Here is a 25,255-nt window from a genome sequence, read left to right on the forward strand (position 1 = left end):
GCCTTCTTGGAGGTTTCAGGACAGACGGGTGTGGACCGTACCCAGGTCACGCAGCACCCCCTCGGCCACCGGACCAGAGCGCCGGTGGGCTTTTTCACGGTCCAGCACGCGGTTAACCACCGCCCAGTCCAGATCCAGAAAAGTGAGCAGGTCAAGCTTGTCCGACATAGCCTGCAGCAACAATTTGTTCACCGAATCTTTGGTGATGGCGCGCCCACCCAGCCCCGCCACCACGGTGTAGACCGGCTGCGGGCGGTTGCGCACTGCGCTGCGTACATCGCGCGACACAATGCCACCCACGCCCACGGCAAAACACTTCTCAATGACCACCACACGCTCGGCCCGCACCGTGGCATCGCGGATGGCCGAGATCGGGAACGGCCGGTACGAGGTGATGCCCAGCACACCGATCTTGTGCCCCTGGGCGCGTAAATCGTCCACGGTGTCCTTGATGGTGCCCAGCACCGAGCCGAGCGCAATCACGATGGTATCGGCGTCCTCGGTTTGGTAGGTCTTGATCAAGCCACCCGAATCACGCCCGAAGATTGCTTTGAATTCTGTAGCAACCTGTGGAATCAGATCAAGGGCTTGCATCTGTTTGGCATGGGCCAGATAACGCACCTCGGTGAAGGCCTCGGGCCCGACCATGGCACCAATCGTGACCGGGTCGCTGGGGTCCAGCACCTGGCGTGGCTCATAAGGCGGCAAAAATTTGTCCACCTGCGCCTGGTCCGGCATGTCGACCCGCTCATAAGCGTGGGTCAGGATAAAACCATCCATACACACCATCACCGGCAAAGAGAGTTCCTCGGCAATGCGAAACGCCTGGATGTGCAGGTCCAGCGCTTCCTGGTTGGTTTCGGCAAACAGCTGCAACCAGCCCGCATCACGCATGCTCATGCTGTCGGTGTGGTCGTTCCAGATGTTGATCGGCGCGCCGATGGCGCGGTTGGCCACCGTCATCACAATCGGCAAGCCCAGGCCCGAGGCGTTGTAGACCGCCTCGGCCATGAACAACAAACCCTGGCTGGCGGTCGCGGTGTAAGAGCGCGCCCCGGCAGCCGAGGAGCCAATCGCCACACTGAGTGCGGCAAATTCGGACTCGACGTTGATGAATTCGCAGCCCTTGAGCTCACCAGATTTCACCAACTCACCCAGACCTTCAACGATGTGGGTTTGCGGGGAAATCGGGTAGGCGCAGATCACTTCCGGACGGCTCAGTGCCACCGCCTGCGCCACGGCATGGGAGCCTTCACATTGTTCAAGCATCTTGTGTCTCCTTGACCTGTTGTTGCTGCAGCATCACGCTCTCAAACGCCTCTTTGGCAGCGGCCTGGTTGCCCTTGGCCACCGCGCCAGAAAACTTCTGGTCGATGGCCTTAAGCACCGCATCGAGCGAGATCAGGCCACACAGGGCGGCAAACGCCCCGAGCAAAGGCACGTTGGGCAGCGGACGGCCCACATGTTTCACCGCCAGCTCACTCGCAGGCACCAGCAACAGGCGCTCAGGGCGAAACCCTTTGACGAACTCCTCCAGCCCCATCTCGTTGAAACTGCGGGTGGTGTTGATCAAGATATAGCCGTCCGTCTTGAGGCCACCAAACACATCCACCTGGTGTAACAAAGTGGGGTCCTGGATGATGATGGCATCGGGCTGCATGATCGGTTCACGCAAGCGGATCTCCTTGTCATCCATCCGGCAGAACGCCACCACCGGGGCGCCGGTACGCTCCGAACCAAAACTGGGGAAAGCCTGTGCATGGCGTCCGCCCAGAAAGGCTGCGATCGACAACATCTCGGCACCGGTGACCACCCCCTGGCCGCCACGGCCATGGATACGAACCTGAAACATGAGTTGCTCCTCAAATATGCTTTTTGGCCAACCAATCTCGGTTGGTTTTTTGCACAACGCAATTTAGATTCGTATAGCAAAATTTGTATTGATGCACATCAAAGACAACTGACAAGCGACTTGTCAGGCCAGAACCTCCCATTCGTGTGATGTGGGTCAAATCACCTCAAGCACATGTGTTTATGCTCGCGGCTTCGTTGAAAAAAGGAATCGGTATGGCAGAGTTGCGGTGGTCGGAGAGTTTTGAGATGGGTGTGCCAGTAATGGATCAGACCCATGAGGAATTTATCGATTTGCTGGCGCAAGTTGTGCAGGCAAACGATGCGCAATTGATGGCGCTTTGGACCGCCCTGGTTGAACACACCGAGAGCCACTTTGCACGCGAAGATCGCTGGATGAAAGACACAGGTTTTTCTGGCAACAACTGTCACACAGTCCACCACCAGATGGTTCTCAGGGTGCTGCGTGATGGGAAAAAGCGCGGTGATGCCGGTGAGCTGGCCGTGGTGCGGCAGATGGCTGACGAGTTGAGCATCTGGTTCTCGCAACACGCCAACACCATGGATGCGGCGCTGGCGCAGCACTTGCGACATGTTGGCTACGACGAAACCACCGGCCAGGTGCGTCTGACAGACGCCTTGCCCACCAGCGCCATTGAAGGCTGCCATGGCTCCAACTGCTCGCCGGACGATGGAGCGCAGGCTAAACTGGAAACCGCATGAGCGCAGCCAAACGCGTTCATTGGCCCCTTTAGCGCTTCTTTTTTTGCAGCACCCAGCCCTTAATCCAAAAGGGCTAGCGGCATATTTTTCATACACAGGACCATCATGAGCATTTACGACAAACTCGCTGAACTCAACATCACCCTGCCTGCGGTTGCTGTACCCGCTGCGGCCTATGTGCCCTTTGTGCAGACCGGCAATCTGGTGTTTCTGAGTGGTCACATTGCCAAAAAAGACGGCAAAGTCTGGGTGGGCCAGTTTGGCAAAAACATCAGCACCGAAGAAGGCAAACTGGCAGCACGCGCGATTGCCATCGATTTGCTGGGCACTTTGCACGCGGCGGTGGGTGACCTCAACCGTGTCAAACGCATTGTCAAACTCATGTCGCTGGTCAACTCCACTGGAGACTTCACCGAGCAACACCTGGTGACCAATGGCGCCAGCGAGTTGATCGGCCAGGTGTTTGGTGCTGAAAAAGGGGCCCACGCCCGCAGCGCCTTTGGTGTGGCACAAATCCCGATGGGCGCTTGTGTCGAGATCGAATTGATCGCCGAACTGGCTTAAAAACTCTCCCAATCCGACTCCGCCCCAGCTGCCGCCTTGGCAGGCGCCGGGTTGTTGCCCAGCGCGGGTTTGGGCGCCGTAGGCTTGCCAGCTGCCGGTTTGACCGAGGCCGCCAGCTTCTTGGGGGCGGGTGCCGCTGCTGCCTTGTGCCCCAGCGAGGGCGCACGTGGTGTGATGTCGCGTGGCGGGCGTTGGGCCATGGACAGTGCCTGGCCATCGGTCTTGAACACCGCCACCGCTTGTGCCAGCTGTTCGGCCTGATCACGCAGGCTCTCGGCAGCGGCCGCACTTTGTTCGACCAGCGCGGCGTTTTGTTGGGTCATCTGGTCCAGGTTGCCGATGGACTGGTTGATGCCCGAGATCTCGCTGCTTTGTTCACCCGAGGCGGCGGTGATCTCGCCAATCACATCGGCCACCTTGCGCACCGATTGCACGATGTCGTTCATGGTGCTGCCTGCGTCCGAGACCAGCTGGGTGCCAGAGGCCACTTTGGTGACCGAGGTGTTGATCAGCATCTTGATCTCTTTGGCGGCTTCGGCACTGCGCTGGGCCAAAGAGCGCACCTCGCTGGCTACCACAGCAAAACCACGCCCTTGTTCACCAGCACGTGCGGCTTCCACGGCTGCGTTTAATGCCAGGATGTTGGTCTGGAAGGCGATGCCGTCGATGACGCCGATGATGTCGCTGATCTTTCGGCTGCTGTCGTTGATTTCTTCCATGGTGCTGACCACCTGGCGCACCACCGCACCACCGCGCTCGGCCACGCTGGAGGCGTTGGCGGCCAGGGAGCTGGCCTGGCGGGCGTTGTCGGCGCTGAGTTGCACGGTCTGGGTGAGGTGGTCCATGCTGGAGGCGGTGGCCTGCAGGTTGCTGGAGGTTTGTTCGGTGCGTTGGGCCAGGTCGTTGTTGCCTTGGGCGATCTCAGAACTGGCGGTGGCGATGCTGTCGGTGCTGTGGCGCACCTGGTTGACCATGGTGCCTAGCGAGGCGTTCATGCTCGAGAGGGACTTCATGAGGTCACCAAATTCATCACTCCGGCTGGTGTCGATGGCCATGCTGAGGTCTCCCTGGGCAATCTTGGCGGCCAGGTTGTTGGCGGTGTCCAGCGGTTGGCGGATGGAGCGGATGAGCCAGGCGGCACCCACCAGAATGCCGACCACCAGCAGCAGCATCATGGCACCGGTGAGGTAGATCAGGTTCTGGGCGCGGTGGGCAAACTCTTCTTCGGTGGCCAGGAAGGACTTTTCTTGCAGGGTGACAAAGTCGCGCTGGGATTGCTGGTAGGCCTGCATGGCGGGCTGGAAGCTGTCTTTCACAATGGCTGTGGCCTGTTCGGGGCGGCCTTCGGAGCGTTCCTTGACGGCAGCCGTGCGTGCCTCAATCATCTTTTTGCGGTTGGCCGCGATGACTTTCATCTGTTGGCGGTCGTCATCGGTGAGTTCGTCGTCTTCGATGGTTTTCTGGATCTTGCTGATCTGGGCGGTGGTGTCGGCCATCGCTTCTTTGAGGCCCGCTTCGAGCACGGGGTCGCTGCTGAGCATGATCGCCTGGGTACGTGCGGCATTGGTTTGCGTCAGACCGGCCCAGCCCAAGGAGGCGTTGACGCGGGCATTGAGCTTGTGCAAAGCTTGGGCGCTTTCGGCACGGTTCTCGGCGGTGCGGTAGGCCGTGTAGCCCACCACTGTCACCAAGGCCAGCACAATGAGTAACACCGACAGCCACAGCTTGGTGGTCAGACGCAGGTTTTGAAGGTTCATGGTGGTCTCCGGACGGGGGCTCGTTTGGCCCAGTTTCTTGATGTAACAACATCTTACGCGCGGATACACACTCTGGTGAAGTTTTTATGTCGTGTTTATGTGCAATTCGACACGTTCCACTTGCTGCTCTCGCACAGCAGCCAACTGCTCAACAGACACCAGGTGTGGCGCAATTTCAGCCAGAGGCACCAGCACAAACGCCCGCTGACACATGCGTGGGTGGGGCAACTGCAGCGTGGGACTGTTGATGGGGGTGTCGCCATACAACAAGATGTCCAGATCCAGGGTACGTGGTGCGTTGACATAGGGCCGCTCCCGGCCCTGCGCGTTTTCCATCTGCTGCAACGCTGCCAACAACTCAAAAGCATTGAGCCGGGTCGCCACTGCAGCCACCGCATTGATGAAATCCGGCCCACTGGCCTGCATCGGTGCGGTGCGGTACAGGCTGGAGGCGCGCAACAAACGGGTGGCGGGCAGACTGGCCAACCCGGCCAAAGCCTGCTGCACCGTGGCCCGGGCATCCCCCAGATTGCCCCCGAGTGCCACATAGGCCAGCACCTCGGGCTCAAGGACCTCGGTCATGGGACGAGGTTTAGGCCTGGGAATCGGGCGCAGCGGGAGTGTCCCCGTTGACGCCAGTGTTGCGGCTGGGGCTGCGCCGACGGCGGCGACGTTTTTTGGGCGCCGCATCACCCTCAGCTGCTGGCTCAGTGTCCGGGCGCTGCGCTACCGGATCGGTCGCACTCGTTGGCTCAGAACCGGTGGCGGCCGGGTCTGTGGCAGCGCGGGGCAGCCGGTGCACACGCGGTGGACGGGCGGTTTTAGCGCGTTGTTGTTGCTCGCGCTTGACTTCCTCGACCATGTCGTTGCGCAGGTTGTCGTCAGCCACGCTGAATTCCTGCCACCAGTCGGACAAGACCTCGTCGAGCTCACCGTTTTCAGCACGCAGGCGCATGAAGTCAAATGCGGCTCGGAAACGCGGCTGCTCCACCAGGCCAAACGCCGCGCTGCCGGTGCGTTTCTCGAAGCGTGGCTGCATGGTCCAGATGTCGCGCATGTCGCCACCGAGCTTGCCACGGCCCGACACATCACCAATGCGGGTGTTGAAGACGTCGTCAATCGCGTCCATCAACGCCGGATGGGAATGCTGGCGGGCGTTCAGGCGCTTGGCCCAGCCGTCGCGCACATCGGCCCACAACACACAGGCCAGCAAAAAGCTTGGTGCCACCGGCTTGCCTTCACCCACGCGACGGTCGGTATCGAGCAACGCGGCTTTCACAAACGGTTGCTCGGCACGCTCCACCACCACGTCGAGCAGCGGATAAATGCCGCGCGCCAGGCCAAGTTCCTTGAGTTTCTCAATCGACGCCAGCGCATGGCCGGTTTGTAACAGCTTCAGCATCTCGTCAAACATGCGGCTTTGCGGCACCTCGAGCAGCAGCGACTGGCTCTTGACCAGGGGCGCAGCGGTCTTGGGGTCGAGCTTGAAGCCCAGGCCATGCAGCTTGGCCGCAAAACGCACCGCACGGATGATGCGCACCGGGTCTTCGCGGTAACGCGTGGCCGCGTCACCAATCATGCGGATCACGCGCGCCTTGGCGTCTTTCATGCCATGGTGGTAGTCGACCACGATTTGTGTCTCGGGGTCGTAATACATGGCGTTGATGGTGAAGTCGCGCCGCGCAGCGTCTTCGTCCTGCGGGCCCCAGACGTTGTCACGCAACACACGGCCGGTGCTGTCGACGGCGTGTTTCATGCCAGCCAGGTCACTCTTGCTGGTTTTTTCATTACCCGCCACCTGCTCGGCCGCCGCGTTGTCGAGGTAGGCGCGGAAGGTCGAGACCTCGATCACCTCATGCTCACGCCCACGGCCATACACCACGTGCACGATGCGAAAACGCCGCCCGATGATGAAGGCTCGGCGAAACAGGTTCTTGACCTGCTCAGGGGTGGCGTTCGTGGCCACGTCAAAGTCTTTGGGCGCCAGGCCCAGCATCAGGTCGCGCACAGCACCACCGACGATGTAGGCCTCAAACCCGGCGTTTTTCAAGGTGCGCACCACGTTGATGGCGCGTTCGTCCACCAAAGCCGGGTTGATGCCATGCACCTCCGGGCCGATCTCGACGCGCTTGCCAAAACGGCTTTTGGCGGCGGCGGGGGCAGATTTGCCCAGAAGTTTGTCGATGAAACGTTTGATCATTGTTGTGGTCCTGACAGGCGCGCTGGTGTTGGCCAGCACTGCGCCGATGTCTCAGTGGAAAAGTTCAAGTATGCGCCAGCCACGCGCCTGTGCAATCGCCCGCAGGCGGTCGTCCGGGTTGGTGGCGACAGGGTGGTTGACCTGCTCCAGCAGGGGCAGGTCGTTAATCGAGTCAGAGTAGAAGGTGCTGTCCACGTCGGCCCAGTCCAACTGGCGCTCAGCCAGCCAAGCCTGCACCCGGGCGATTTTGCCTTCGCGAAATGACGGTGTGCCGTCGATCTCGCCAGTGAACCAGCCGCTGGCCGGGTCGCGCACCAGGTTGACGGCAATCAGATCCGGCACGCCAAAAGCGTCGGCAATCGGGCGGGTGACAAATTCATTGGTGGCGGTGACGATCACCACCACGTCACCCGCTGCCTGGTGTTGGCGCACCAAATCCAAGGCTTGTGGCTTGATGGCTTTTTGCACCACAGACCTCATGAAATCTGCGTGAGCAGCTTCTGATTTGCTAGCACCTTGTTGTCGGATAGCGCGTGTGGCAAAACGCATGTAATCGTGGATGTCGAGCGTGCCGGCCTTGTAATGCTGGTAGTAGGCGTCGTTCTGGCGGGCAAAGTCGGCCGCGTCGTTCCAGCCCAGGGCGGTGGTGAACACACCCCACTCGTAGTCCGAGTCGGTGTTGATCAGGGTGTGGTCCAGGTCAAACAGGGTCAGTTTCATAAGCTGCAATTGTCGATCAAAGCCGACACGCGGCGGCGCATGGCCTCACGCGTTGTCCATCATGGTCTTGATCAGCGGGATGGTGATGGCGCGCTGGGTCTGCAGGGCGTAACCATCCATCAGGTCCAGCAGCTCCATCAGGCTGCCCAGATCGCGGCTGAAGCGCGTGAGCATGAAGTCCATCACCTCGTCACTCAGGGCAATACCACGTGCTTGGGCGTTGTCACGCAGCACCTGGCGGCGTTGGGTGTCGTCCAGCGCCTGCAATGCAAACACATGGCCCCAGCCCAGGCGGGTGCGCAGGTCGTCGCGCAGTTTCAGGTCGGCCGGTGGCAAGCTGCCCGCAGCCAGCACCGCCACCTGCTGGGTTTGGGCGTTGACAAACCAGTTGAACGCGGCCTGTTGTTGTGTGGCGTCATACGCGTGTACATCGTCCATCAGCACTGCAGCCCAGGTTTCATCGTACTCAGAAGCTACAGGAATGCTAGCGTCTAGCCAACCCACACGCTGGCCCTGGGCCAACAAGCTGCTGCGCACAGCCTGCAACAAATGCGACTTGCCACAGCCACTGCCGCCCCACAAATAAGTGGGCACAGGCGAGCGCCGCACACCCGAGCCGGGCTGGCCCAACCAGAGGGTCAGGTGATCCACCGCCGCAGCGTTGGGTCCCACACAAAAATTGCTCAGGCTCGGCCCCTTGGCCAGCCCCATGTCAAGCACCAGTTGTTTCATCATGGTTCACGGTACAGCGCACTGTCCAAATAGGTGCTGCGCAGGCGCCGACCAGCCACCAGCAGCACAGCGCTCAAGGGCAATGCCATCAGCACACCCACAAAACCCAGCAGGTGGCCAAAGGCCAGCAGGGCAAAAATCACCGCCAGCGGGTGCAGGCCAATGCGTTCACCCACCAAGCGCGGCGTCAGCACAAAACTCTCGACCAGCTGGCCCAGCCCGTAGACCACCGCCACCATCACCAGTGCGCTGATGTGCCCGGCCTGCGCTGAGAACTCCAGAAAACCCGCCAGCAGCGCCATCACCAGCCCCAGGCCAAAACCCACATAAGGAATCGCCACCGCCAGGCCGGTAAACACCCCAATCGGCAGCGCCAAGTCCAGCCCGAACAAGGCCAACCCCACGCTGTAATACACCGCCAGTACCAGCATCACCAGCAGCTGGCCACGCAGGTACTGGCCCAGCACACTGTCGGCCTCGTCGGTGAAACTCTCCACCACGGCGCGCAGGCGAGGCGGCACCAGGTTCAGCAGCATCACCATAAAACGGCGCCACTCCATCAGCAGGTAAAACAGCACCACCGGGATCAGCACCGCATTGCCCAGCACCGAGAGCGCCACACTGCCACCCAACTTGGCCGACTCCAGCAGGCGGCCCAGGCTGTCTTCAAAATTGGCGTTGAGGTGCTCGGTGGCAAAAGCCTTGAGTCCGGCCACATCCAGCGACACATGCAGGCCAAACTGCGACAAAAACGGCTGCAAGAAATCGTTGAAACGGTCCAGCAGCGGCGGCACCTGCTCGCGCAGCAGCGGCAGCTGTTTCACAAGAATCGGCACCACCAGCAGCAGCAAGGCCAAGAGCAGCAGCAAAAACACCAGCTCCACCAGCACCACCGCCAGCAGGCGCGGGATACGACCCCGGCCCAGGTCATCCAGCCAGTCCACCACCGGTGTGAGCGCATAGGCCAGGATGGCCGCCACCACAAACGGCGTCAACACCGGGGCGAGCAGCCAGGACAGCAGCACAATGCCCGCCAGAAGTGACAGCCAGGCCGCAGCCCGTTTTTGAGTGGAGGTGAATTGCATCAAAAACCCGAAGAACCGGCTGGGGGCCGTACCCTTAAAATCTGCGCAAATTCTATCGGCCCGGCTCATCTGATCCGGCCGACCCACAAGTAATCCGATCCACCCCGGCATTTGGCCTGATTGAACCCACCCATGAGCACACCCAACACCCCCACCACCGCCCTCTCCTACAAAGACGCAGGTGTCGACATTGACGCTGGCGACGCGCTGGTGGAGCGCATCAAGCCCTTGGCCAAAAAAACCATGCGCGAAGGTGTGCTGGCCGGTATTGGCGGCTTTGGCGCCCTGTTTGAGGTGCCCAAACGTTACAAAGAGCCGGTGCTGGTGAGTGGCACCGACGGCGTCGGCACCAAGCTCAAACTGGCCTTCGAATGGAACATGCACGACACCGTGGGCATCGACCTGGTGGCCATGAGTGTCAACGACGTGCTGGTACAAGGCGCCGAGCCCCTGTTTTTCCTGGACTACTTTGCCTGCGGCAAGCTCGATGTGGACACAGCCGCCGCCGTGGTGGGTGGTATTGCCAAAGGCTGCGAGTTGTCTGGCTGCGCGCTGATTGGCGGCGAAACCGCTGAAATGCCCGGCATGTACCCCGCTGGCGAATACGATTTGGCCGGTTTTGCCGTCGGTGCCGTCGAAAAATCCAAAATCCTGACCGGCGCCGATGTGAAACCGGGCGACGTGGTGCTGGGCCTGGCGTCCAGCGGTGTGCACTCCAACGGCTTTAGCCTGGTGCGCAAATGTATTGAGCGCGCTGGCGATTCTGCCCCGGCCACGCTGGACGGCAAACCCTTCAAACAAGCGCTGATGGAACCCACCCGCCTGTACGTCAAAAACGTGCTGGCTGCACTGGCCGCCCACCCGATCAAGGCGCTGGCCCACATCACCGGTGGTGGCCTGCTCGAAAACATCCCGCGCGTGTTGCCCGAAGGCACCGCTGCCCACCTGACAAAAGGCAGCTGGCCCCAAACCGAACTGTTCGCCTGGCTGCAAGCCACCGCCGGCATCGACGACATCGAGATGAACCGCACCTTCAACAACGGCATCGGCATGGTGGTGGTGATCAACGCCGCCGACGCCGACGCCTGCGCCGCAACCCTGCGTGCGGCTGGTGAAACGGTGTACGAAATTGGCGTGATTGCAGCCAAGGGTGATGGCGCTGCGGTGGTTGTGGGCTGAGGTTTTTTGCCCGCGTCAATAGCGCTTTGTTTGCCTCAGCGCTATCAACTTAGTAGCTGCTCACCCTTTATTCATAAGGGCGTTCTCAAATCAAAGCGCAGATTCAATAACAAAGTGCAACACTGGGTAGTCAATTGGATCAAGGCGTTAGGCAGCTCACGCTTGACCAGCCACTGTCCATAGACCCCCAGCGGCAAGGACCAATGTAACCATCCCACAGCAAAGCTGGTGGCATTCGTGATGTGAGCTGCTCGAAGCGAGCTGAAAGGGGTCGCTGACGCGGCCCCTTATTTCATGGACCACCTACTGGTGGCTACTCACCTCCACAAACGAGTGTGTGCAGAATTTTGTGTAAACGGACAATCTAACGCAGGCACGAGCCAGCATGTCCGTAAACACAATGACAACCAAGAAACACGACGTATCCGAGGAACTGCTGGCCGATTACAAGAAGCCTGAAGATCTGATAGGCGAGAACGGCCTGCATAAACAGCTCACCAAACAGCCGGGTGGAGACGACCCTCCAAGCCGAACTGAGTGAGCACCTGGGCCAGGATCGCCACGAAGTTGTGACCACTGCGTGGTGGGTCAGACCACTTTGACTGTCCACGCCGATGTGCAACTTCATGCCAAAGTACCACTGTTGGCCTTTGCGGGTTTGGTGCATGTCCGGGTCGCGGGACTTGTCTGCGTTCTTGGTGGATCTCGGTGCACCAATGATGGTGGCATCCACAATGGTAGCGGCGTTGAGCTTGAAGCCTTAGCTTTGCAAGACGGCGCCCACTTGGGCAAACAGGGCCTAGCCCAGTTTGTTGTCATTGAGGAGTTTGCGAAACTTCAGGATTGTGGTGGCATCAGGCACAGATTCACGCCCCAGGTCAATGCCAACGAGGCTACACAGACTCATACTGTCGTACAAAGCTTGTTCACACGCCAGATCTGCCAGATTGACCAGTGCTGAACGAAATGAATGCTCAGCATGCGCTCCAGCCCGATGGGTAGACGCCCATTGCCAGCCTTGGGGTAAAACGGCTAGATGACTTCGCACAGGGCTGCCCAGGGAATGATGACTTCCATGGTCTTCAAGAACTCTTCGCGCCTCGTGGGTTTGCGATAGCTGTCAAAGCTATGCCGTTCGGCCAGGGCCAGGGTTTGTTGTTTCATCTGCATCCTCCTTCCAGTGTCGCCATGAACCATGCAAGTCACGGGCCAACTAGGGACTTGTTCAGCATTGCCTTAATCTGATTTTTTAGAGGTTTTGTCTTCTGTCAGATTCACCCAAACATCCCAATCGTGTTCAATGACCTCGGGGATGGGCATGGGACGCGGAAAACGCCGCCGTTCTGGCAAAGCAGTGTCAGCCGGATTGCTAGCCAGGTTCTTGGAAACAGCTGAACCTGTGTCCACTTTGACCGGAACCTGCCCTTGACGTTTTAACAATTTCTTGAACATGTTGCTTGCACTTTAAGGGCAACTGAGCCGCACTAGCAAAACCACTTTTCAACAAGGGCTATTCAGGCTTCCACACCCGCCCTCGGATTCAGAGCTTGGGCTTGTCGCTGTGCGACACCTCGTAGCCATCAGCCACATACGCTGGCCCTTTCATCAGCCAAACAATGATGCAACCAATGCCAATTGTCAAGACGGCTGTCCAGACAAAAGCCACGATGCCCACCATCAAGAAATCAAACGCCTGAACACGGCGTTCAATTTCGGAGGCTTTGCCCTCGGTCAGCACGAAACGCGCCAACCACGCCGCCAGCGCAGGCAACACGGTGCCGGCCAACAGCACCTGTGGCAAGCGTTTGAACAAACGCCACTCAAAACCGTAAGGCGTTCTCTGATAACCCGGAAGTTTGTTGAGCCAAGACATGGTGGGGGATGCGTGTGGCCTCAGAGCCACTTCTGCATGAACTGAGCATGGCCCATGCTGGGTTCAAGTTGGTAGTTGTCAAACCCGATACGCCGATACAGTTTGGCGGCCGGTGCGTTACCCGAGAGCACTTCCAGCGTCAGTTTGCAGGCACCGCGCTCACGCGCGAGCTGCTCCACCAAGGCCAGCATCTGCTCCGCAATACGCTGCCCGCGGTGGCTGGCGGCCACCACCACGTCGTGGATATTCACCAGCGGCTGGCAGGCAAAGGTCGAGAAACCCTCAATACAGTTGACCAGGCCCACGGGCAAACCCGCGTGCGCATCATCAAAGGCCAGCACACTGAAAATAGTGGGGCGCGCCTGCAAAGCGACAGGCAAATTGGCCTTGGTGAAGTCTGACAAGGGCTCCGCACCACCGGTTGGGTCCTGGGCGTAGGCATCCAGCAAACCCACCAGGGCAGACGCGTGGATCGGGTTGGTGTAGTCGGCGCGACACAGGCGCAGGTTCGGGGAGTGAGACATGGGCCGATCTCAGGCTGTGAGGGTTTTGGCAATACGCTGGGCACAGAGCTTGGCCTGCACGGCGTCACGCGCCTCGACCATGACGCGCACCAGGGGCTCGGTACCGCTGGCGCGGATCAGCACCCGCCCGCTTTGGCCCAATTCGGCCTCGACCGCGCGGGTCTCTGGTGCCAGTTGCGGGCTGGCTTTCCAGTCCTGGCCCGGTTGCAAACGCACATTGATCATGGTCTGGGGAAACAGCACCACCTCCTTGACCAAGGTAGACAGGCTCTGGCCGCTGCGCACCACGGTTTGCAGCACCTGCAGGGCAGAAATCAGGCCGTCACCTGTGGAGTGTTTGTCCAATGCCAGCAAATGCCCGGAACCCTCACCACCCAACAACCACTGGTTTTTCTCGAGCTCTTCGAGGACATAACGGTCACCGACTTTGGCTCGGACAAAGGTGACACCTCGCGCAATTAGGGCCAACTCCACTGCCATGTTGGTCATCAAAGTACCCACAACACCGGGCACCGCTTCACCACGGCGCAGCCGGTCATCCACCATCAGGTAGAGCAACTCGTCACCGTTGTACAGCCGCCCTTGGGCATCCACAATCTGCAGCCGGTCAGCGTCGCCATCAAGTGCCACGCCCATGTCGGCCCGGTGTGCCTTGACGGCCTCCACCAGCGCCTCGGGATGGGTCGCACCCACGCCACGGTTGATGTTGAGACCGTCGGGCGCACAGCCAATGGCAATCACCTCGGCACCCAGTTCATGGAACACCTTGGGCGCGATGTTGTAGGCCGCGCCATGGGCGGCATCGACCACAATGCGCATGCCTTTGAGCGTCAGGTTGTTAGCAAAAGTGCTTTTACAAAACTCGATATAACGACCAGCGGCATCATCCAGGCGACGTGAACGGCCCAGATGGGCCGAATCCACCCAAACCGGCTCCATCGCCAGAACCGCTTCCACATCACGCTCCCAGTCGTCGGAGAGCTTGGTACCCTGGGCGCTGAAGAACTTGATGCCGTTGTCATCAAACGGGTTGTGGCTGGCGCTGATCACCACGCCCAGCGAGGCGCGCTGCGCCCGCGTCAGGTAAGCCACGCCGGGTGTTGGCAAAGGGCCAAGCAAGACCACATCGACCCCGGCCGAGTTGAAACCACTCTCCAGCGCACTCTCGAGCATGTACCCCGAAATACGGGTGTCTTTGCCAATCAGCACCGTGGGCCGCGCCTCGGAGCGTTTGAGCACACGCCCCACCGCATGCGCCAGACGCAATACAAAATCGGCGGTGATGGGGCTTTGCCCCACGGTGCCACGAATGCCATCGGTTCCAAAATATTGACGCGTCATGAAGCGGTGTGTCCTTGTGAATCCATCGGAGTGAGTTGGGTTGATCTTATCGCCTCGAGCACCTTCAAAACCTGCACGGTTTCCTTGACATCGTGCACACGCACCACCGACGCACCCTGCTGCACAGCACACAAAGCGGCCGCCAGGCTGGGTGCCAGCCGCTCGTGGGGCGCGAGCTTCTCGCCCTGATCTGCGTGTGCTGTCATACCCGCCAGCGACGATTTGCGTGACCAACCTGCCAACAAGAGGTAGCCCGCTGCGAGCAACTCGGACTGGCGTGCCAGCAGCGCAAAGTTCTGCGCCACGGTTTTGCCAAAGCCGATACCCGGGTCCAGCACAATTCTGGTCTTTTCGACCCCTAGCCCGCATAGAGTCTGGGCTGACAGCTGCAAAAACGAGAGTACCTGTGGGACCACATCACCCTGCATGGGCTGAACTTGCATGATTTGGGGCTCCAGGTGCATGTGCATCAGGCACACACCACAGCTTGGGTGCGCCGCAACGACCCGTGTGGCGTCGGCCAGCCCCTGCGCATCACGCCAGCGCAAGGCCCACACGTCGTTGATGATGTCGGCCCCGAGGTCCAGCACCGCCTGCATGACCTGCGGTTTGTAGGTATCCACCGACACCGGCACACCCAGCTTGACCGCCTCTTTGACCACCGGCACGACCCGTGCCAGTTCTTCAGCCAGCCCCACAGGTGGCGCACCGGGCCTCGTCGACTCGCCGCCAATGTCCAGGATGTCGGCTCCGTCACGTAGCAGCAACTCACCATGCCGTAGCGCCGCTGTTGTGCTGTCATGGTGGCCACCGTCCGAGAAGGAGTCGGGCGTGACGTTGACAATGCCCATCACCTTTGGGGCGCTCAGGTCAATCTGGAATCGGGTGGTTTGCCAATACATGGTCCATAAAAAACGGGGCTCGCGCCCCGTTCTTTTTTATCTGCGTGGATCAGGCTGCGTGTGGTGCAGCGTCTGTTTTCACAGCGGGGGTACCGCCACTGCCAGTGTCAGAACCAGCCGTTGGCATACGCGGTGTCCAGTCCTTGGGCGGACGCGGCTCCTTGCCCGCCATGATGTCGTCGAGTTGCTCGCTGTCGATGGTTTCCCACTCCAGCAAGGCCTTGGCCATGGCGTGCATCTTGGAACTGTGTTCTTCGATCAGGCGGCGCGCCAGGGCGTACTGCTCGTCGATGATGCGGCGCACTTCGGCATCCACCTTCTGCATGGTTTCTTCACTCATGTTGGTGGTTTTGGTCACCGAACGGCCCAGAAACACTTCACCTTCGTTTTCAGCATAGACCATCGGACCCAGGGCGGCCGTCATTCCGTAACGCATCACCATGTCGCGGGCGATTTGGGTGGCGCGCTCGAAGTCATTGCTGGCACCGGTGGTCATCTGGTTCATGAACACTTCTTCGGCGATCCGGCCACCAAACAACATGCTGATCTGGTTGAGCATGAACTCCTTGTCGTAGCTGTAGCGGTCTTGCGCCGGCAGGCTCATCGTCACGCCCAGCGCGCGACCACGCGGGATGATGGTGACCTTGTGCACCGGGTCACATTTGGGCAACAGCTTGCCAATCAAAGCATGGCCAGACTCGTGGTAAGCCGTGTTACGGCGCTCTTCCTCGGGCATGACCATGCTCTTGCGCTCAGGGCCCATCAGGATCTTGTCCTTGGCCTTCTCAAAGTCTTGCATCTCCACCGTGCGGGCGTTGCGTCGTGCCGCCATCAGGGCCGCTTCGTTGCACAGGTTGGCCAGGTCAGCACCACTCATGCCAGGTGTACCACGGGCAATCACGCCAGGGTTCACATCGGCGCTGACCGGCACCTTGCGCATGTGCACATTCAGGATCTGCTCGCGACCACGGATGTCTGGCAAGGTCACATAGACTTGGCGGTCAAACCGGCCCGGACGCAACAATGCAGCGTCCAGAATGTCGGGGCGATTGGTGGCAGCCACCACAATCACGCCCAGGTTGGTTTCGAAACCGTCCATTTCAACCAGCATCTGGTTGAGGGTTTGTTCACGTTCGTCATTGCCACCACCCAGGCCTGCGCCACGTTGGCGGCCGACCGCATCAATTTCATCGATGAAGATGATGCAAGGTGCGTTCTTTTTGGCGTTTTCGAACATGTCGCGCACCCGGGAGGCGCCTACCCCCACAAACATTTCGACAAAATCAGAACCCGAGATGCTAAAAAACGGCACTTTGGCTTCGCCTGCAATGCTCTTGGCCAGCAAGGTCTTACCGGTGCCGGGCGGGCCCACCAGCAGCAGGCCGCGCGGGATACGACCGCCGAGTTTTTGGAACTTGGCCGGGTCTTTGAGGAAGTCAACCACTTCCTTGACTTCTTCCTTGGCCTCATCACAACCAGCCACATCGGCAAAAGTCACGGTGTTGGTGTTTTCATCGAGCAGACGGGCTTTGCTTTTGCCGAAGCTGAACGCTCCGCCCTTGCCACCGCCTTGCATCTGGCGCATGAAATACACCCAGACGCCGATCAACAACAACATCGGGCCCCAGCTGACAAGCAGTGTCATCAAGAGCGAGCCCTCTTCTTTGGGACGCACATCAAACTTGACGTCATTGGCAATCAGGTCTCCCACCAGACCACGGTCCAGGTAAGTGGCGGTGGTGCGGACTCGGCGGTCATCACTGGTGGTGGCCACAATTTCCGTGCCGTTTTGCCCTTCCAGAATGACCGCGCTCTTGATCTGGTTGTTGCGAACTTCATCCAGAAAATCGGAATAGCCTACATACGAGGCACCGGCAGCCGGACGGGTGTCAAACTGTTTGAAAACAGTAAACAACACCATCGCGATAACCAGCCAGACCGCAATTTTTGAAAACCATGGATTGTTCAAGCGAAGCTCCAATAAAAACGCATGACAGGCGTTAAAAACTCAAGGGCACAATTCTAGGCTTTTCAGCTGCTGGCAACCAGCACCGAGAAAGGATCATCCTCAGCGAGCACATGGAAATGCAGCATTTTTTTGCACCATCCCCACCAGAAAAGTCTCGGACGAACGGTCTCGTGATGCTTTAGGCTTGATGCACTTGACAGTGACAAACACCTCGCGAAAGCGTTTGACCAGGCTGTCATAACTGCCCCCGTGGAACACCTTGGCCACCAAGGCCCCTTGTGGTTTCAGGTGCAACTGCGCAAATTCAAGCGCCAGTTCCACCAGATGCTCAACGCGGGCGGCATCGGCTGAATCAATGCCTGACAAATTGGGCGCCATATCCGAGATCACCAGATCAGCCAGTTGACCCTGCAGATGGCCAGCCAATTCAGTGAGAACATCATCTTCCCGGATATCCCCCTGGATGAACAACACATCCTCGATCGGCTGCATCGGCAGGATGTCCAGTGCAATGATGCGGCCATTGAGCTGCCCCGCAGCGGCGCCCCCGCCCTGCGCCGATTTGGGCGACATCTTGCGCCGCACATACTGGCTCCAGGCGCCCGGTGTGGACCCCAGGTCCACCACCAGTTGCCCGGGTTTGACCAGGTGCAGGTTTTCGTCAATTTCCTTGAGTTTGTAGGCCGCCCGCGCCCGATAACCGTCTTTTTGGGCCAATTTGACGTAGGTATCGTTCACGTGGTCGTTGAGCCACGCGCGATTGACCTTGCTGCTTTTAACTGCTGATTTCATTTTGTGTATCTCGCCGATAATACGGCCATGCCTCAAATATTACTGACCCCTGCCCAGCGCAAATCACACCGCGCCGACGCGCACCACCTCGACCCCGTGGTCATGATCGGTGGTGACGGCCTGACTGCTGCCGTCAAAAAAGAAACCGATGCCGCCCTGAATGCCCACGGGCTGATCAAGGTGCGGGTGTTTTCCGATGACCGCGCCGCCCGCGAAACCATGTTTGCCACCCTCGCCGACGAATTAAACGCGGCGCCTATCCAGCACATCGGCAAACTGCTGGTGCTCTGGCGGCCCATGCCCGAGCGCGAAAAAACCGTTGACGAAGACCGTATGCCTGGCCCCAAGGATGTGAAAGTCCTCAAGTTCAGCAAACGCGGCGGCCAACGCCCCGAAGTCAAAACCCTGCGTGTACTGGGCAACCAGCGCCTGACCTCCGGTGGCCAGATCAAACGCGCCAAAAAGAAACCCATCAGCATCAAAAAACGCAACCAGAACTGAGCCGCTGCGCTCATCGGCGTTTGCCAACGCTGCGATCCGTGCACCCCACGGATCGCTTGACACCCAACTTCTCTGATCAACCGGCTCTGCCAAGCAGCTTCTTGAACGTGAGGCCTGCACACAGCCACTGTGCAATATAAAGCCCCACACCCACGCTGTGCCACAGCGGCAAATTCTGGCGTGCCACGATACGCGGCGCCACGGCCAACTCTGACAACAACGCCAACAACATCCCAAGCACTATATAAACAATAGCAGACTGCGCTTTTTCCACCTGGGCTAGAGGCTGATTTGACCTTGAAACCATCAACAAGCACAGGCCACACACCAACGCCACCCAGGTTTGCGCCGTGAACAGCTTGGCCGCCATGTTGCCCGCCATGGCCGGGCTCGGCAGGTGGGCAAACAACATCGGCACCACATAAGCAGCCACCGTGGTCAGACTGCCCCACCACAAGGCCGCAACCCAGACCGAGGAGCGCGGTAAAAAATCTCTCATGAACAAAGGCCCGCTTTCACCTGCTGAAACAACCAGGCCAAGACCATCACAGGTAGCTGACGCTGATCACTTCCCAGCGGCGCAGGCCACCAGGAGCCTGCACTTCAGCCACATCACCGACTTCTTTGCCAATCAGGGCACGGGCAATCGGGCTGTTGACGTTGACCAGACCCAGTTTGATGTCGGCTTCGTCTTCCCCAACAATCTGGTAGCTGGCTTTGTCGCCGGTGTCTTCGTCTTCCAGTGCGACGGTCGAGCCAAACACCACACGGCCATCGGCGTGTAAATCGGCTGGGTCAATGATTTGTGCAGCCGAGAGTTTGCCTTCAATCTCCTGGATGCGCCCTTCCACAAAACCCTGCTTGTCCTTGGCGGCTTCGTACTCGGCGTTTTCGCTCAGATCACCCTGTGCCCGCGCTTCGGCAATCGCGTTGATCACCGCTGGACGTTCAAAGGCTTTGAGTTGGTGCAACTCAGCTTTGAGTTTATCTGCACCGCGTTTGGTGATGGGAAGTGTCGCCACGTGAAGCTCCGTTATAAAAATAGTTCAACCAGACACACACACAACCCTCCCAACAGTTAGACCACCCCGGCAGACACAAGGGGTACCGCCAGGTGGGAGCAGACTGTGGGAACGGTTTTGCGCAAGCCAAAATGAAACCGCCGAACGTTGCCGTCCGGCGGTGTTGTTCAATTATGCCGCGAATTAGGCGTGTTGACGACTCTTTTAACCCTTCAATTGCGCGTGCATCTCCTGCACCGAAATCACATCCAGCGAGTCCATACAACGCATGCCCTCCACCGCCGCCTCGGCCCCGGCAATCGTGGTGAAGGTGGTCACGCGGTTGAGCAGCGCGGAGGTGCGGATCTGGCGCGAGTCGGCAATCGCGTTGCGACGCTCTTCCACGGTGTTGATCACCAGCACAATTTCGTCGTTTTTGAGCATGTCCACAATGTGTGGGCGGCCTTCGGTGACCTTGTTGACCACCGCACAGGGCACACCGGCGGCGTTGATCGATGCTGCCGTGCCTTTGGTGGCCACCACAGCAAAATTCATAGCAGTGAGCGCCCGTGCCACCTCGATCGCCTGCGGTTTGTCACTGCCCTTGACCGAGATAAACACTTTGCCACTCGGTGAACCATCGGCCTTGAAAGGACGCGGCAGCTTGGAGCCTGCCCCCATCTGTGACTTGACAAAGGCTTCACCAAAGGTTTTGCCTACACCCATCACCTCACCGGTGGATTTCATCTCCGGGCCAAGAATCGTGTCCACACCCGGAAACTTGACAAACGGGAAGACCGCTTCCTTGACACAGAAATAGGGAGGATGCACCTCGGCGCCAATGCCTTGGGCATCGAGCGTCTGGCCGACCATACAACGTGCAGCGACCTTGGCCAACTGGATGCCGGTGGCCTTGGAGACAAAGGGCACGGTGCGCGAGGCACGTGGGTTCACTTCGAGCACAAAGATGATGTCCTGGCCATCCTTTTGCTGGATGGCAAACTGCACGTTCATCAGGCCCACCACATTCAGGCCTTCGGCCATGGCTGCGGTCTGGCGCTTGAGTTCATCGACAGTGGCTTGTTTGAGGTAATACGGTGGCAACGAGCAGGCCGAGTCACCACTGTGCACACCGGCTTGTTCGATGTGTTCCATCACCCCACCGATGAAGACCCGGCCAACCGAGTCGCGTACCGCGTCCACATCACACTCGATCGCGTCGTTCAGGAAACGATCCAGCAACACCGGCGAGTCATGTGACACTTTGACCGCTTCGCGCATGTAACGCTCCAGGTCACGCTGCTCATGCACGATTTCCATCGCGCGGCCACCGAGCACGTAGCTTGGGCGCACCACCAGCGGGTAACCCAGTTCGGACGCTTTTTCCAGGGCCTCTGCCTCGGTACGGGCGGTGGCGTTGGGCGGCTGGCGCAATTTGAGTTCGTTGAGTAACTTCTGGAAACGTTCGCGGTCTTCGGCCGCGTCGATCATGTCGGGGCTGGTGCCGATGATCGGCACGCCATTGGCCTCCAAGTCCAGCGCCAGTTTCAAAGGCGTTTGACCACCATATTGCACGATCACGCCGTGCGGCTTTTCCTTGTCGACAATTTCGAGCACGTCTTCGAGGGTCAGTGGCTCGAAGTACAACCTGTCCGAGGTGTCGTAGTCGGTGGACACGGTTTCGGGGTTGCAGTTGACCATGATGGTCTCGTAGCCGTCTTCACGCATCGCCAATGCGGCATGCACGCAGCAGTAGTCAAACTCGATGCCTTGGCCAATGCGGTTCGGGCCACCACCCAGCACCATGATTTTCTTCTTGTTGGTGGGCTGCGCCTCACATTCAGAGCCTTCAGCCTCGTAAGTGGAGTACAGATACGCGGTGTTGGTGGCAAATTCGGCAGCACAGGTGTCGACCCGTTTGTAGACCGGGCGCACACCCAAGGCGTGGCGGCGGGCGCGCACAGCGGTGTCGGTGGTCTTGAACTGCTTGGCCAGGCGACGGTCCGAGAATCCCTTTTGTTTGAGGGCACGCAAGGTGGCCGCATCAATGCTGTCCAGCGCAGTACCCACGGCAGGTTGTGGCAGGCGCTCGATCTCCAGCTCCAGCTGGACAATCTGCTCGATCTGTACTAGGAACCACTTGTCAATCTTGGTGATGTCAAACACCTCGTCCACACTCCAGCCCGCAGCAAACGCGTCACCGACGTACCAGATGCGGTCCGGGCCGGGCTCGCCCAGCTCTTTTTCGAGCAATTCGCGGTCTTGCGTCTTCTCGTTCATGCCATCCACACCGACTTCGAGGCCGCGCAGGGCTTTCTGGAACGATTCCTGGAAGGTGCGTCCCATGGCCATCACCTCACCGACCGACTTCATCTGCGTCGTCAGGCGGCTGTCGGCGGCCGGGAATTTCTCAAAGGCAAAACGCGGGATCTTGGTGACCACGTAGTCGATCGACGGCTCAAACGAGGCTGGCGTGGCGCCGCCAGTGATCTCGTTGCGCAACTCGTCGAGTGTGTAGCCCACCGCCAGCTTGGCCGCCACCTTGGCAATCGGGAAACCGGTGGCTTTGGAGGCCAATGCGGAGGAACGGCTCACGCGCGGGTTCATCTCGATGACGACCATGCGGCCGTCTTTTGGGTTGATCGAGAACTGCACGTTGGAGCCGCCAGTGTCCACACCAATCTCGCGCAGCACCGCGAGCGACGCGTTACGCAGGATCTGGTATTCCTTGTCGGTCAGCGTCTGCGCCGGAGCCACGGTGATCGAGTCACCGGTGTGCACGCCCATCGGGTCCAAATTCTCGATCGAGCAGACGATGATGCAGTTGTCCGCCTTGTCGCGCACCACTTCCATCTCGTACTCTTTCCAGCCGAGCAGGGATTCTTCAATCAGCAGTTCGTTGGTAGGCGAGGCTTCCAGGCCACGTTTGCAGATGACTTCAAATTCTTCGGGGTTGTAGGCAATGCCGCCGCCCGTGCCGCCGAGTGTGAAGCTGGGGCGAATCACCGTGGGGAAACCGACCGTTCGCTGCACATCCCAGGCCTCACTCATACTGTGGGCGATGCCAGAGCGGGCCGAACCCAGACCAATCTTGGTCATCGCGTCCTTGAACTTCAGGCGGTCTTCGGCCTTGTCGATGGCTTCCGGTGTGGCACCAATCAGCTCGACCGGTTTGCCAGTGGCGGCACCGGTGTATTTATCGAGCACGCCGTTGTGCCACAGATCCAGAGCGCAGTTCAGCGCGGTCTGGCCACCCATGGTGGGCAGGATCGCGTCCGGTCGCTCTTTGGCGATGATTTTTTCGACCGTCTGCCAGGTGATCGGCTCGATGTAGGTCACGTCCGCCGTGGCCGGGTCGGTCATGATGGTGGCCGGGTTGCTGTTGATCAGGATGACCTTGTAGCCCTCTTCGCGCAGCGCCTTGCAGGCCTGCACGCCGGAGTAGTCAAACTCGCAGGCCTGGCCGATGATGATCGGACCCGCACCAATGATCAGGATGCTTTGGATGTCAGTACGTTTTGCCATAATTTTCTATTCAAACTGCCTCTAGCCCAATGGTTAAAAGGGTTGACAGCTCCTATTTTTATATCAATTTAATTGAGACTGGCGGTCGCCAGCTTGCTACCAAACCAGACAAACAAAGCCCCCACCAGACTCGACAGGCCAGACGACAGGCGCTTGCGCTGCCGAAAAGTCTGTGCCAGGCGGGCACCGGCAAAAATCAGCGCCGTCAGGTAAGCGGCGCTGAAACTCATCAGGATGGCGCTCAAAATCAGGAACGGCACCTCAGGCTGGGCGTACGTGGGGTCAATGAACTGCACAAAAAATGAGAGCAAAAACAAAATCGCCTTCGGGTTGAGCAGGCTGATGACCAGCGCCCGACGAAACGGCTGCTGCAGATGGGCTGCGGTGGCCGCCGTGGCAGGCGCAGAGGCTGAGACCGTGGCCTGCACCACGTCCTTGTTTGCCCGCAACCCTTTGAGCGCACCCCACATCAGGTTCAGCCCGACCCAGAACAGGTAGGCCGCACCAGCGTACTTGACCACCAAGAACAGCGCCGGGTGGGTGCGCAGTAAACTGGCCGCACCCAGTGCGGTACAGATCAATAACACCGTGTCACCGACAAACACACCCAAGGCCCCCTGGTAACCGGCACGCACGCCGCGCGCGGTGGCCACCGACAACACATACAGCGAGTTAGGCCCAGGCAGCAGGATGATGCCAAACGCCCCCACCACGTAGGTCCACAGGTCGGTGACGCCGTAGAAACTCACGCCTGCGCCTCCATTGACGCGATGAAGCGGTCAAACAGGTAACCAATGTCATGCGGGCCGGGTGAGGCCTCCGGGTGACCCTGGAAACAGAACGCCGGTTTGTCGGTGCGCGCCAGGCCTTGCAAAGTGCCGTCGAACAGACTCACATGGGTGGCACGCAGGTTGGCCGGCAGCGTTTTCTCATCCACAGCAAAACCGTGGTTCTGGCTGGTGATCGAGACACGGCCGCTGTCCAGATCCTTCACCGGATGGTTGGCACCGTGGTGGCCAAACTTCATCTTGAAGGTTTTGGCACCACTGGCCAGCGCCATGATCTGGTGGCCCAGGCAGATGCCGAAAGTGGGGATACCAGATTCGATCAGCTCGGCGGCAGCGGTGATCGCGTAGTCACAGGGTTCCGGGTCACCCGGGCCGTTGCTCAGGAAGATGCCATCAGGCTGGTGTTTGAGCACATCCGCCGCAGAGGTCTGCGCGGGCACCACGGTGACTTTGCAGCCGCGCTGGGCCAGCATACGCAGGATGTTTTTCTTGACACCAAAGTCATAAGCCACCACATGGAAACGCGGCTCGGTCAACGTGCCATAACCCGGGGTGTTGCCCAGGGCCGGGTTGAACAGCTGCCACTCGGTTTCATTCCAATCGTAAGAAGTGGTGCTCGACACCACTTTGGCCAAGTCGGCTCCGGCCATGCTGGGTGCAGATTTGGCCAGTGCCACGGCTTTCTCAATCACGGCCGGGGTGACCGTTTCACCGGCAGCCAGCGCGAGGATGCAGCCGTTTTGCGCGCCCTGGGTGCGCAGTTGACGCGTGAGCTGGCGGGTGTCGATGTTGGCAATGGCGACCGTGCCTTCAGCCACCAGATATTCACTGAGTGTCTGGGTGGAACGGAAGTTGGACGCCAGCAGCGGCAGGTCCTTGATGATCAGGCCCGCTGCGTGGACCTTGTTGGCCTCCACGTCCTGCCGGTTGACACCATAGTTGCCGATGTGGGGGTAGGTCAGCGTGACGATTTGCTGGCAGTAGCTCGGGTCAGTCAGGATTTCCTGGTAACCGGTCATGGAGGTGTTGAACACCACCTCGCCTACGGTGGCGCCAGTGGCACCAATGGCATGACCGACATAGACCGTGCCGTCTGCGAGCGCCAGGATGGCGGGTGGGGTATTTCCCTTGAGAGACAAAAGCACTGGGTTCTCCGAAAGTGTTGCGGGTACGCCCATACACACTCAAGAGTGACCTCCTGGCTTGCTTTTGGTAGGGTTGGGGCTTG

The 25,255-nt window shown here is 59.5% G+C and carries 24 protein-coding genes and 2 pseudogenes; 5 read left to right on the forward strand and 21 right to left on the reverse strand.

The genetic code is table 11. The features are described from left to right. Positions 1-15: 15 nt before the first annotated feature. Together RF819_RS00845 and RF819_RS00850 are read right to left on the reverse strand one after the other, a co-directional pair. Complete coding sequence (locus RF819_RS00845) at positions 16-1,269, reverse strand: transketolase C-terminal domain-containing protein (RefSeq protein ID WP_078363223.1); 1,254 nt, start codon at positions 1,267-1,269, stop codon at positions 16-18. Continuing rightward, a complete protein-coding gene (locus RF819_RS00850) occupies positions 1,262-1,852 on the reverse strand; it encodes a 2-oxoacid:acceptor oxidoreductase family protein (RefSeq protein WP_078366703.1) in 591 nt (196 codons plus the stop codon). The genes RF819_RS00845 and RF819_RS00850 overlap by 8 nt, the downstream gene beginning before the upstream one ends. Before the next feature lie 215 nt (positions 1,853-2,067). Between RF819_RS00850 and RF819_RS00855 the strand changes: the two genes are divergently transcribed. Next, positions 2,068-2,574 (forward strand): hemerythrin domain-containing protein, encoded by a 507-nt coding sequence (locus RF819_RS00855; protein WP_078366704.1) that lies wholly within the window; start codon positions 2,068-2,070, stop codon positions 2,572-2,574. A gap of 105 nt (positions 2,575-2,679) precedes the next feature. Then, a complete protein-coding gene (locus RF819_RS00860; RefSeq protein ID WP_078363224.1) occupies positions 2,680-3,138 on the forward strand; it encodes a RidA family protein in 459 nt (152 codons plus the stop codon). On the opposite strand, the gene RF819_RS00865 is transcribed toward RF819_RS00860, so the two are convergent. From RF819_RS00865 to RF819_RS00890, 6 genes are all read right to left on the reverse strand, one after another. Continuing rightward, complete coding sequence (locus tag RF819_RS00865) at positions 3,135-4,895, reverse strand: methyl-accepting chemotaxis protein (RefSeq protein WP_078363225.1); 1,761 nt, start codon at positions 4,893-4,895, stop codon at positions 3,135-3,137. The two genes, RF819_RS00860 and RF819_RS00865, sit on opposite strands and share 4 nt — an antisense overlap. 84 nt (positions 4,896-4,979) lie before the next feature. Further along, the gene (gene folK / locus RF819_RS00870; protein ID WP_078363226.1) at positions 4,980-5,477 is read right to left on the reverse strand and encodes a 2-amino-4-hydroxy-6-hydroxymethyldihydropteridine diphosphokinase; all 498 of its coding nucleotides are present in this window, start codon (positions 5,475-5,477) and stop codon (positions 4,980-4,982) included. 10 nt (positions 5,478-5,487) lie between these two features. After that, positions 5,488-7,095 carry a polynucleotide adenylyltransferase PcnB gene (gene pcnB / locus RF819_RS00875; RefSeq protein ID WP_078366705.1) on the reverse strand — a complete coding sequence of 536 codons (1,608 nt, stop codon included), beginning with the start codon at positions 7,093-7,095 and terminating at the stop codon, positions 5,488-5,490. A gap of 51 nt (positions 7,096-7,146) precedes the next feature. Then, positions 7,147-7,815 (reverse strand): histidinol-phosphatase, encoded by a 669-nt coding sequence (locus tag RF819_RS00880; protein ID WP_078363227.1) that lies wholly within the window; start codon positions 7,813-7,815, stop codon positions 7,147-7,149. A 45-nt stretch (positions 7,816-7,860) separates the two neighbouring features. Further along, on the reverse strand, positions 7,861-8,547 hold the full coding sequence (hda, locus tag RF819_RS00885; RefSeq protein ID WP_078363228.1) for a DnaA regulatory inactivator Hda: 687 nt from the start codon (positions 8,545-8,547) through the stop codon (positions 7,861-7,863). Beyond that, complete coding sequence (locus RF819_RS00890) at positions 8,547-9,632, reverse strand: AI-2E family transporter (protein WP_078363229.1); 1,086 nt, start codon at positions 9,630-9,632, stop codon at positions 8,547-8,549. Before RF819_RS00890 ends, hda begins: the two co-directional genes overlap by 1 nt. Before the next feature lie 132 nt (positions 9,633-9,764). Here RF819_RS00890 and purM point away from each other — a divergent pair, with 132 nt between their 5' ends. Next, positions 9,765-10,811 (forward strand): phosphoribosylformylglycinamidine cyclo-ligase, encoded by a 1,047-nt coding sequence (purM, locus tag RF819_RS00895; protein ID WP_078363230.1) that lies wholly within the window; start codon positions 9,765-9,767, stop codon positions 10,809-10,811. Positions 10,812-11,211: 400 nt separating this feature from the next. Beyond that, positions 11,212-11,392, forward strand: a pseudogene (locus tag RF819_RS20800) (IS256 family transposase); the annotation flags it as partial. Here RF819_RS20800 and RF819_RS00900 read toward each other — a convergent pair. The 8 genes and pseudogenes from RF819_RS00900 to RF819_RS00930 all read right to left on the reverse strand — a co-directional run. Beyond that, positions 11,380-11,975: pseudogene (locus RF819_RS00900) on the reverse strand (IS5 family transposase); the annotation flags it as partial. The pseudogenes RF819_RS20800 and RF819_RS00900 sit on opposite strands and share 13 nt — an antisense overlap. A 72-nt stretch (positions 11,976-12,047) precedes the next feature. After that, positions 12,048-12,263 carry a hypothetical protein gene (locus RF819_RS20805; RefSeq protein ID WP_143541541.1) on the reverse strand — a complete coding sequence of 72 codons (216 nt, stop codon included), beginning with the start codon at positions 12,261-12,263 and terminating at the stop codon, positions 12,048-12,050. Between the two features lie 88 nt (positions 12,264-12,351). After that, complete coding sequence (locus RF819_RS00905) at positions 12,352-12,684, reverse strand: hypothetical protein (RefSeq protein WP_078363231.1); 333 nt, start codon at positions 12,682-12,684, stop codon at positions 12,352-12,354. Between the two features lie 20 nt (positions 12,685-12,704). Further along, positions 12,705-13,208, reverse strand: a complete 504-nt coding sequence (locus tag RF819_RS00910) for a GNAT family N-acetyltransferase (protein WP_078363232.1) — start codon at positions 13,206-13,208, stop codon at positions 12,705-12,707. Positions 13,209-13,217: 9 nt separating this feature from the next. Further along, the gene (glmM, locus tag RF819_RS00915) at positions 13,218-14,549 is read right to left on the reverse strand and encodes a phosphoglucosamine mutase (RefSeq protein WP_078363233.1); all 1,332 of its coding nucleotides are present in this window, start codon (positions 14,547-14,549) and stop codon (positions 13,218-13,220) included. Continuing rightward, positions 14,546-15,451: a dihydropteroate synthase gene (gene folP / locus RF819_RS00920; protein WP_078363234.1), complete on the reverse strand. Its 906-nt coding sequence runs from the start codon at positions 15,449-15,451 to the stop codon at positions 14,546-14,548. The genes glmM and folP overlap by 4 nt, the downstream gene beginning before the upstream one ends. A 49-nt stretch (positions 15,452-15,500) precedes the next feature. After that, on the reverse strand, positions 15,501-17,420 hold the full coding sequence (ftsH, locus tag RF819_RS00925; protein WP_078363235.1) for an ATP-dependent zinc metalloprotease FtsH: 1,920 nt from the start codon (positions 17,418-17,420) through the stop codon (positions 15,501-15,503). A gap of 99 nt (positions 17,421-17,519) precedes the next feature. Next, the gene (locus tag RF819_RS00930) at positions 17,520-18,212 is read right to left on the reverse strand and encodes an RlmE family RNA methyltransferase (protein WP_078363236.1); all 693 of its coding nucleotides are present in this window, start codon (positions 18,210-18,212) and stop codon (positions 17,520-17,522) included. A 27-nt stretch (positions 18,213-18,239) separates the two neighbouring features. Between RF819_RS00930 and RF819_RS00935 the strand changes: the two genes are divergently transcribed. Then, positions 18,240-18,713 carry a YhbY family RNA-binding protein gene (locus RF819_RS00935; RefSeq protein ID WP_078363237.1) on the forward strand — a complete coding sequence of 158 codons (474 nt, stop codon included), beginning with the start codon at positions 18,240-18,242 and terminating at the stop codon, positions 18,711-18,713. A 76-nt stretch (positions 18,714-18,789) separates the two neighbouring features. Here the strand turns inward: RF819_RS00935 and RF819_RS00940 are convergent, their stop codons facing one another. The 5 genes from RF819_RS00940 to carA form a co-directional block, all read right to left on the reverse strand. After that, entirely contained in the window at positions 18,790-19,212 is a 423-nt protein-coding gene (locus tag RF819_RS00940; RefSeq protein ID WP_078363238.1) for a DUF4149 domain-containing protein, read from the reverse strand. A 46-nt stretch (positions 19,213-19,258) separates the two neighbouring features. Then, entirely contained in the window at positions 19,259-19,735 is a 477-nt protein-coding gene (gene greA / locus RF819_RS00945; protein ID WP_078363239.1) for a transcription elongation factor GreA, read from the reverse strand. A gap of 204 nt (positions 19,736-19,939) precedes the next feature. After that, on the reverse strand, positions 19,940-23,239 hold the full coding sequence (carB, locus tag RF819_RS00950) for a carbamoyl-phosphate synthase large subunit (protein WP_078363240.1): 3,300 nt from the start codon (positions 23,237-23,239) through the stop codon (positions 19,940-19,942). Positions 23,240-23,307: 68 nt separating this feature from the next. Then, entirely contained in the window at positions 23,308-23,988 is a 681-nt protein-coding gene (leuE, locus tag RF819_RS00955) for a leucine efflux protein LeuE (RefSeq protein ID WP_078363241.1), read from the reverse strand. Continuing rightward, positions 23,985-25,172 carry a glutamine-hydrolyzing carbamoyl-phosphate synthase small subunit gene (carA, locus tag RF819_RS00960; RefSeq protein ID WP_078363242.1) on the reverse strand — a complete coding sequence of 396 codons (1,188 nt, stop codon included), beginning with the start codon at positions 25,170-25,172 and terminating at the stop codon, positions 23,985-23,987. Before carA ends, leuE begins: the two co-directional genes overlap by 4 nt. Positions 25,173-25,255 lie beyond the last annotated feature (83 nt).

The sequence above is a fragment of the Rhodoferax fermentans genome, assembly GCF_002017865.1.
Classification (GTDB): domain Bacteria; phylum Pseudomonadota; class Gammaproteobacteria; order Burkholderiales; family Burkholderiaceae_C; genus Rhodoferax; species Rhodoferax fermentans.

Bases quoted from the DNA above. Each gene is read 5' to 3' on its own strand.
- RF819_RS00910 (WP_078363232.1), bottom strand. From the start codon at position 13,208: ATGTCTCACTCCCCGAACCTGCGCCTGTGTCGCGCCGACTACACCAAC.
- RF819_RS00865 (WP_078363225.1), bottom strand. From the start codon at position 4,895: ATGAACCTTCAAAACCTGCGTCTGACCACCAAGCTGTGGCTGTCGGTG.
- RF819_RS00930 (WP_078363236.1), bottom strand. From the start codon at position 18,212: ATGAAATCAGCAGTTAAAAGCAGCAAGGTCAATCGCGCGTGGCTCAAC.
- RF819_RS00905 (WP_078363231.1), bottom strand. From the start codon at position 12,684: ATGTCTTGGCTCAACAAACTTCCGGGTTATCAGAGAACGCCTTACGGT.
- folK (WP_078363226.1), bottom strand. From the start codon at position 5,477: ATGACCGAGGTCCTTGAGCCCGAGGTGCTGGCCTATGTGGCACTCGGG.
- RF819_RS20805 (WP_143541541.1), bottom strand. From the start codon at position 12,263: ATGTTCAAGAAATTGTTAAAACGTCAAGGGCAGGTTCCGGTCAAAGTG.
- RF819_RS00880 (WP_078363227.1), bottom strand. From the start codon at position 7,815: ATGAAACTGACCCTGTTTGACCTGGACCACACCCTGATCAACACCGAC.
- pcnB (WP_078366705.1), bottom strand. From the start codon at position 7,095: ATGATCAAACGTTTCATCGACAAACTTCTGGGCAAATCTGCCCCCGCC.
- hda (WP_078363228.1), bottom strand. From the start codon at position 8,547: ATGAAACAACTGGTGCTTGACATGGGGCTGGCCAAGGGGCCGAGCCTG.
- RF819_RS00845 (WP_078363223.1), bottom strand. From the start codon at position 1,269: ATGCTTGAACAATGTGAAGGCTCCCATGCCGTGGCGCAGGCGGTGGCA.
- glmM (WP_078363233.1), bottom strand. From the start codon at position 14,549: ATGACGCGTCAATATTTTGGAACCGATGGCATTCGTGGCACCGTGGGG.
- RF819_RS00940 (WP_078363238.1), bottom strand. From the start codon at position 19,212: ATGAGAGATTTTTTACCGCGCTCCTCGGTCTGGGTTGCGGCCTTGTGG.
- RF819_RS00850 (WP_078366703.1), bottom strand. From the start codon at position 1,852: ATGTTTCAGGTTCGTATCCATGGCCGTGGCGGCCAGGGGGTGGTCACC.
- RF819_RS00935 (WP_078363237.1), top strand. From the start codon at position 18,240: ATGCCTCAAATATTACTGACCCCTGCCCAGCGCAAATCACACCGCGCC.
- folP (WP_078363234.1), bottom strand. From the start codon at position 15,451: ATGTATTGGCAAACCACCCGATTCCAGATTGACCTGAGCGCCCCAAAG.
- RF819_RS00890 (WP_078363229.1), bottom strand. From the start codon at position 9,632: ATGCAATTCACCTCCACTCAAAAACGGGCTGCGGCCTGGCTGTCACTT.
- carB (WP_078363240.1), bottom strand. From the start codon at position 23,239: ATGGCAAAACGTACTGACATCCAAAGCATCCTGATCATTGGTGCGGGT.
- purM (WP_078363230.1), top strand. From the start codon at position 9,765: ATGAGCACACCCAACACCCCCACCACCGCCCTCTCCTACAAAGACGCA.
- RF819_RS00860 (WP_078363224.1), top strand. From the start codon at position 2,680: ATGAGCATTTACGACAAACTCGCTGAACTCAACATCACCCTGCCTGCG.
- RF819_RS00855 (WP_078366704.1), top strand. From the start codon at position 2,068: ATGGCAGAGTTGCGGTGGTCGGAGAGTTTTGAGATGGGTGTGCCAGTA.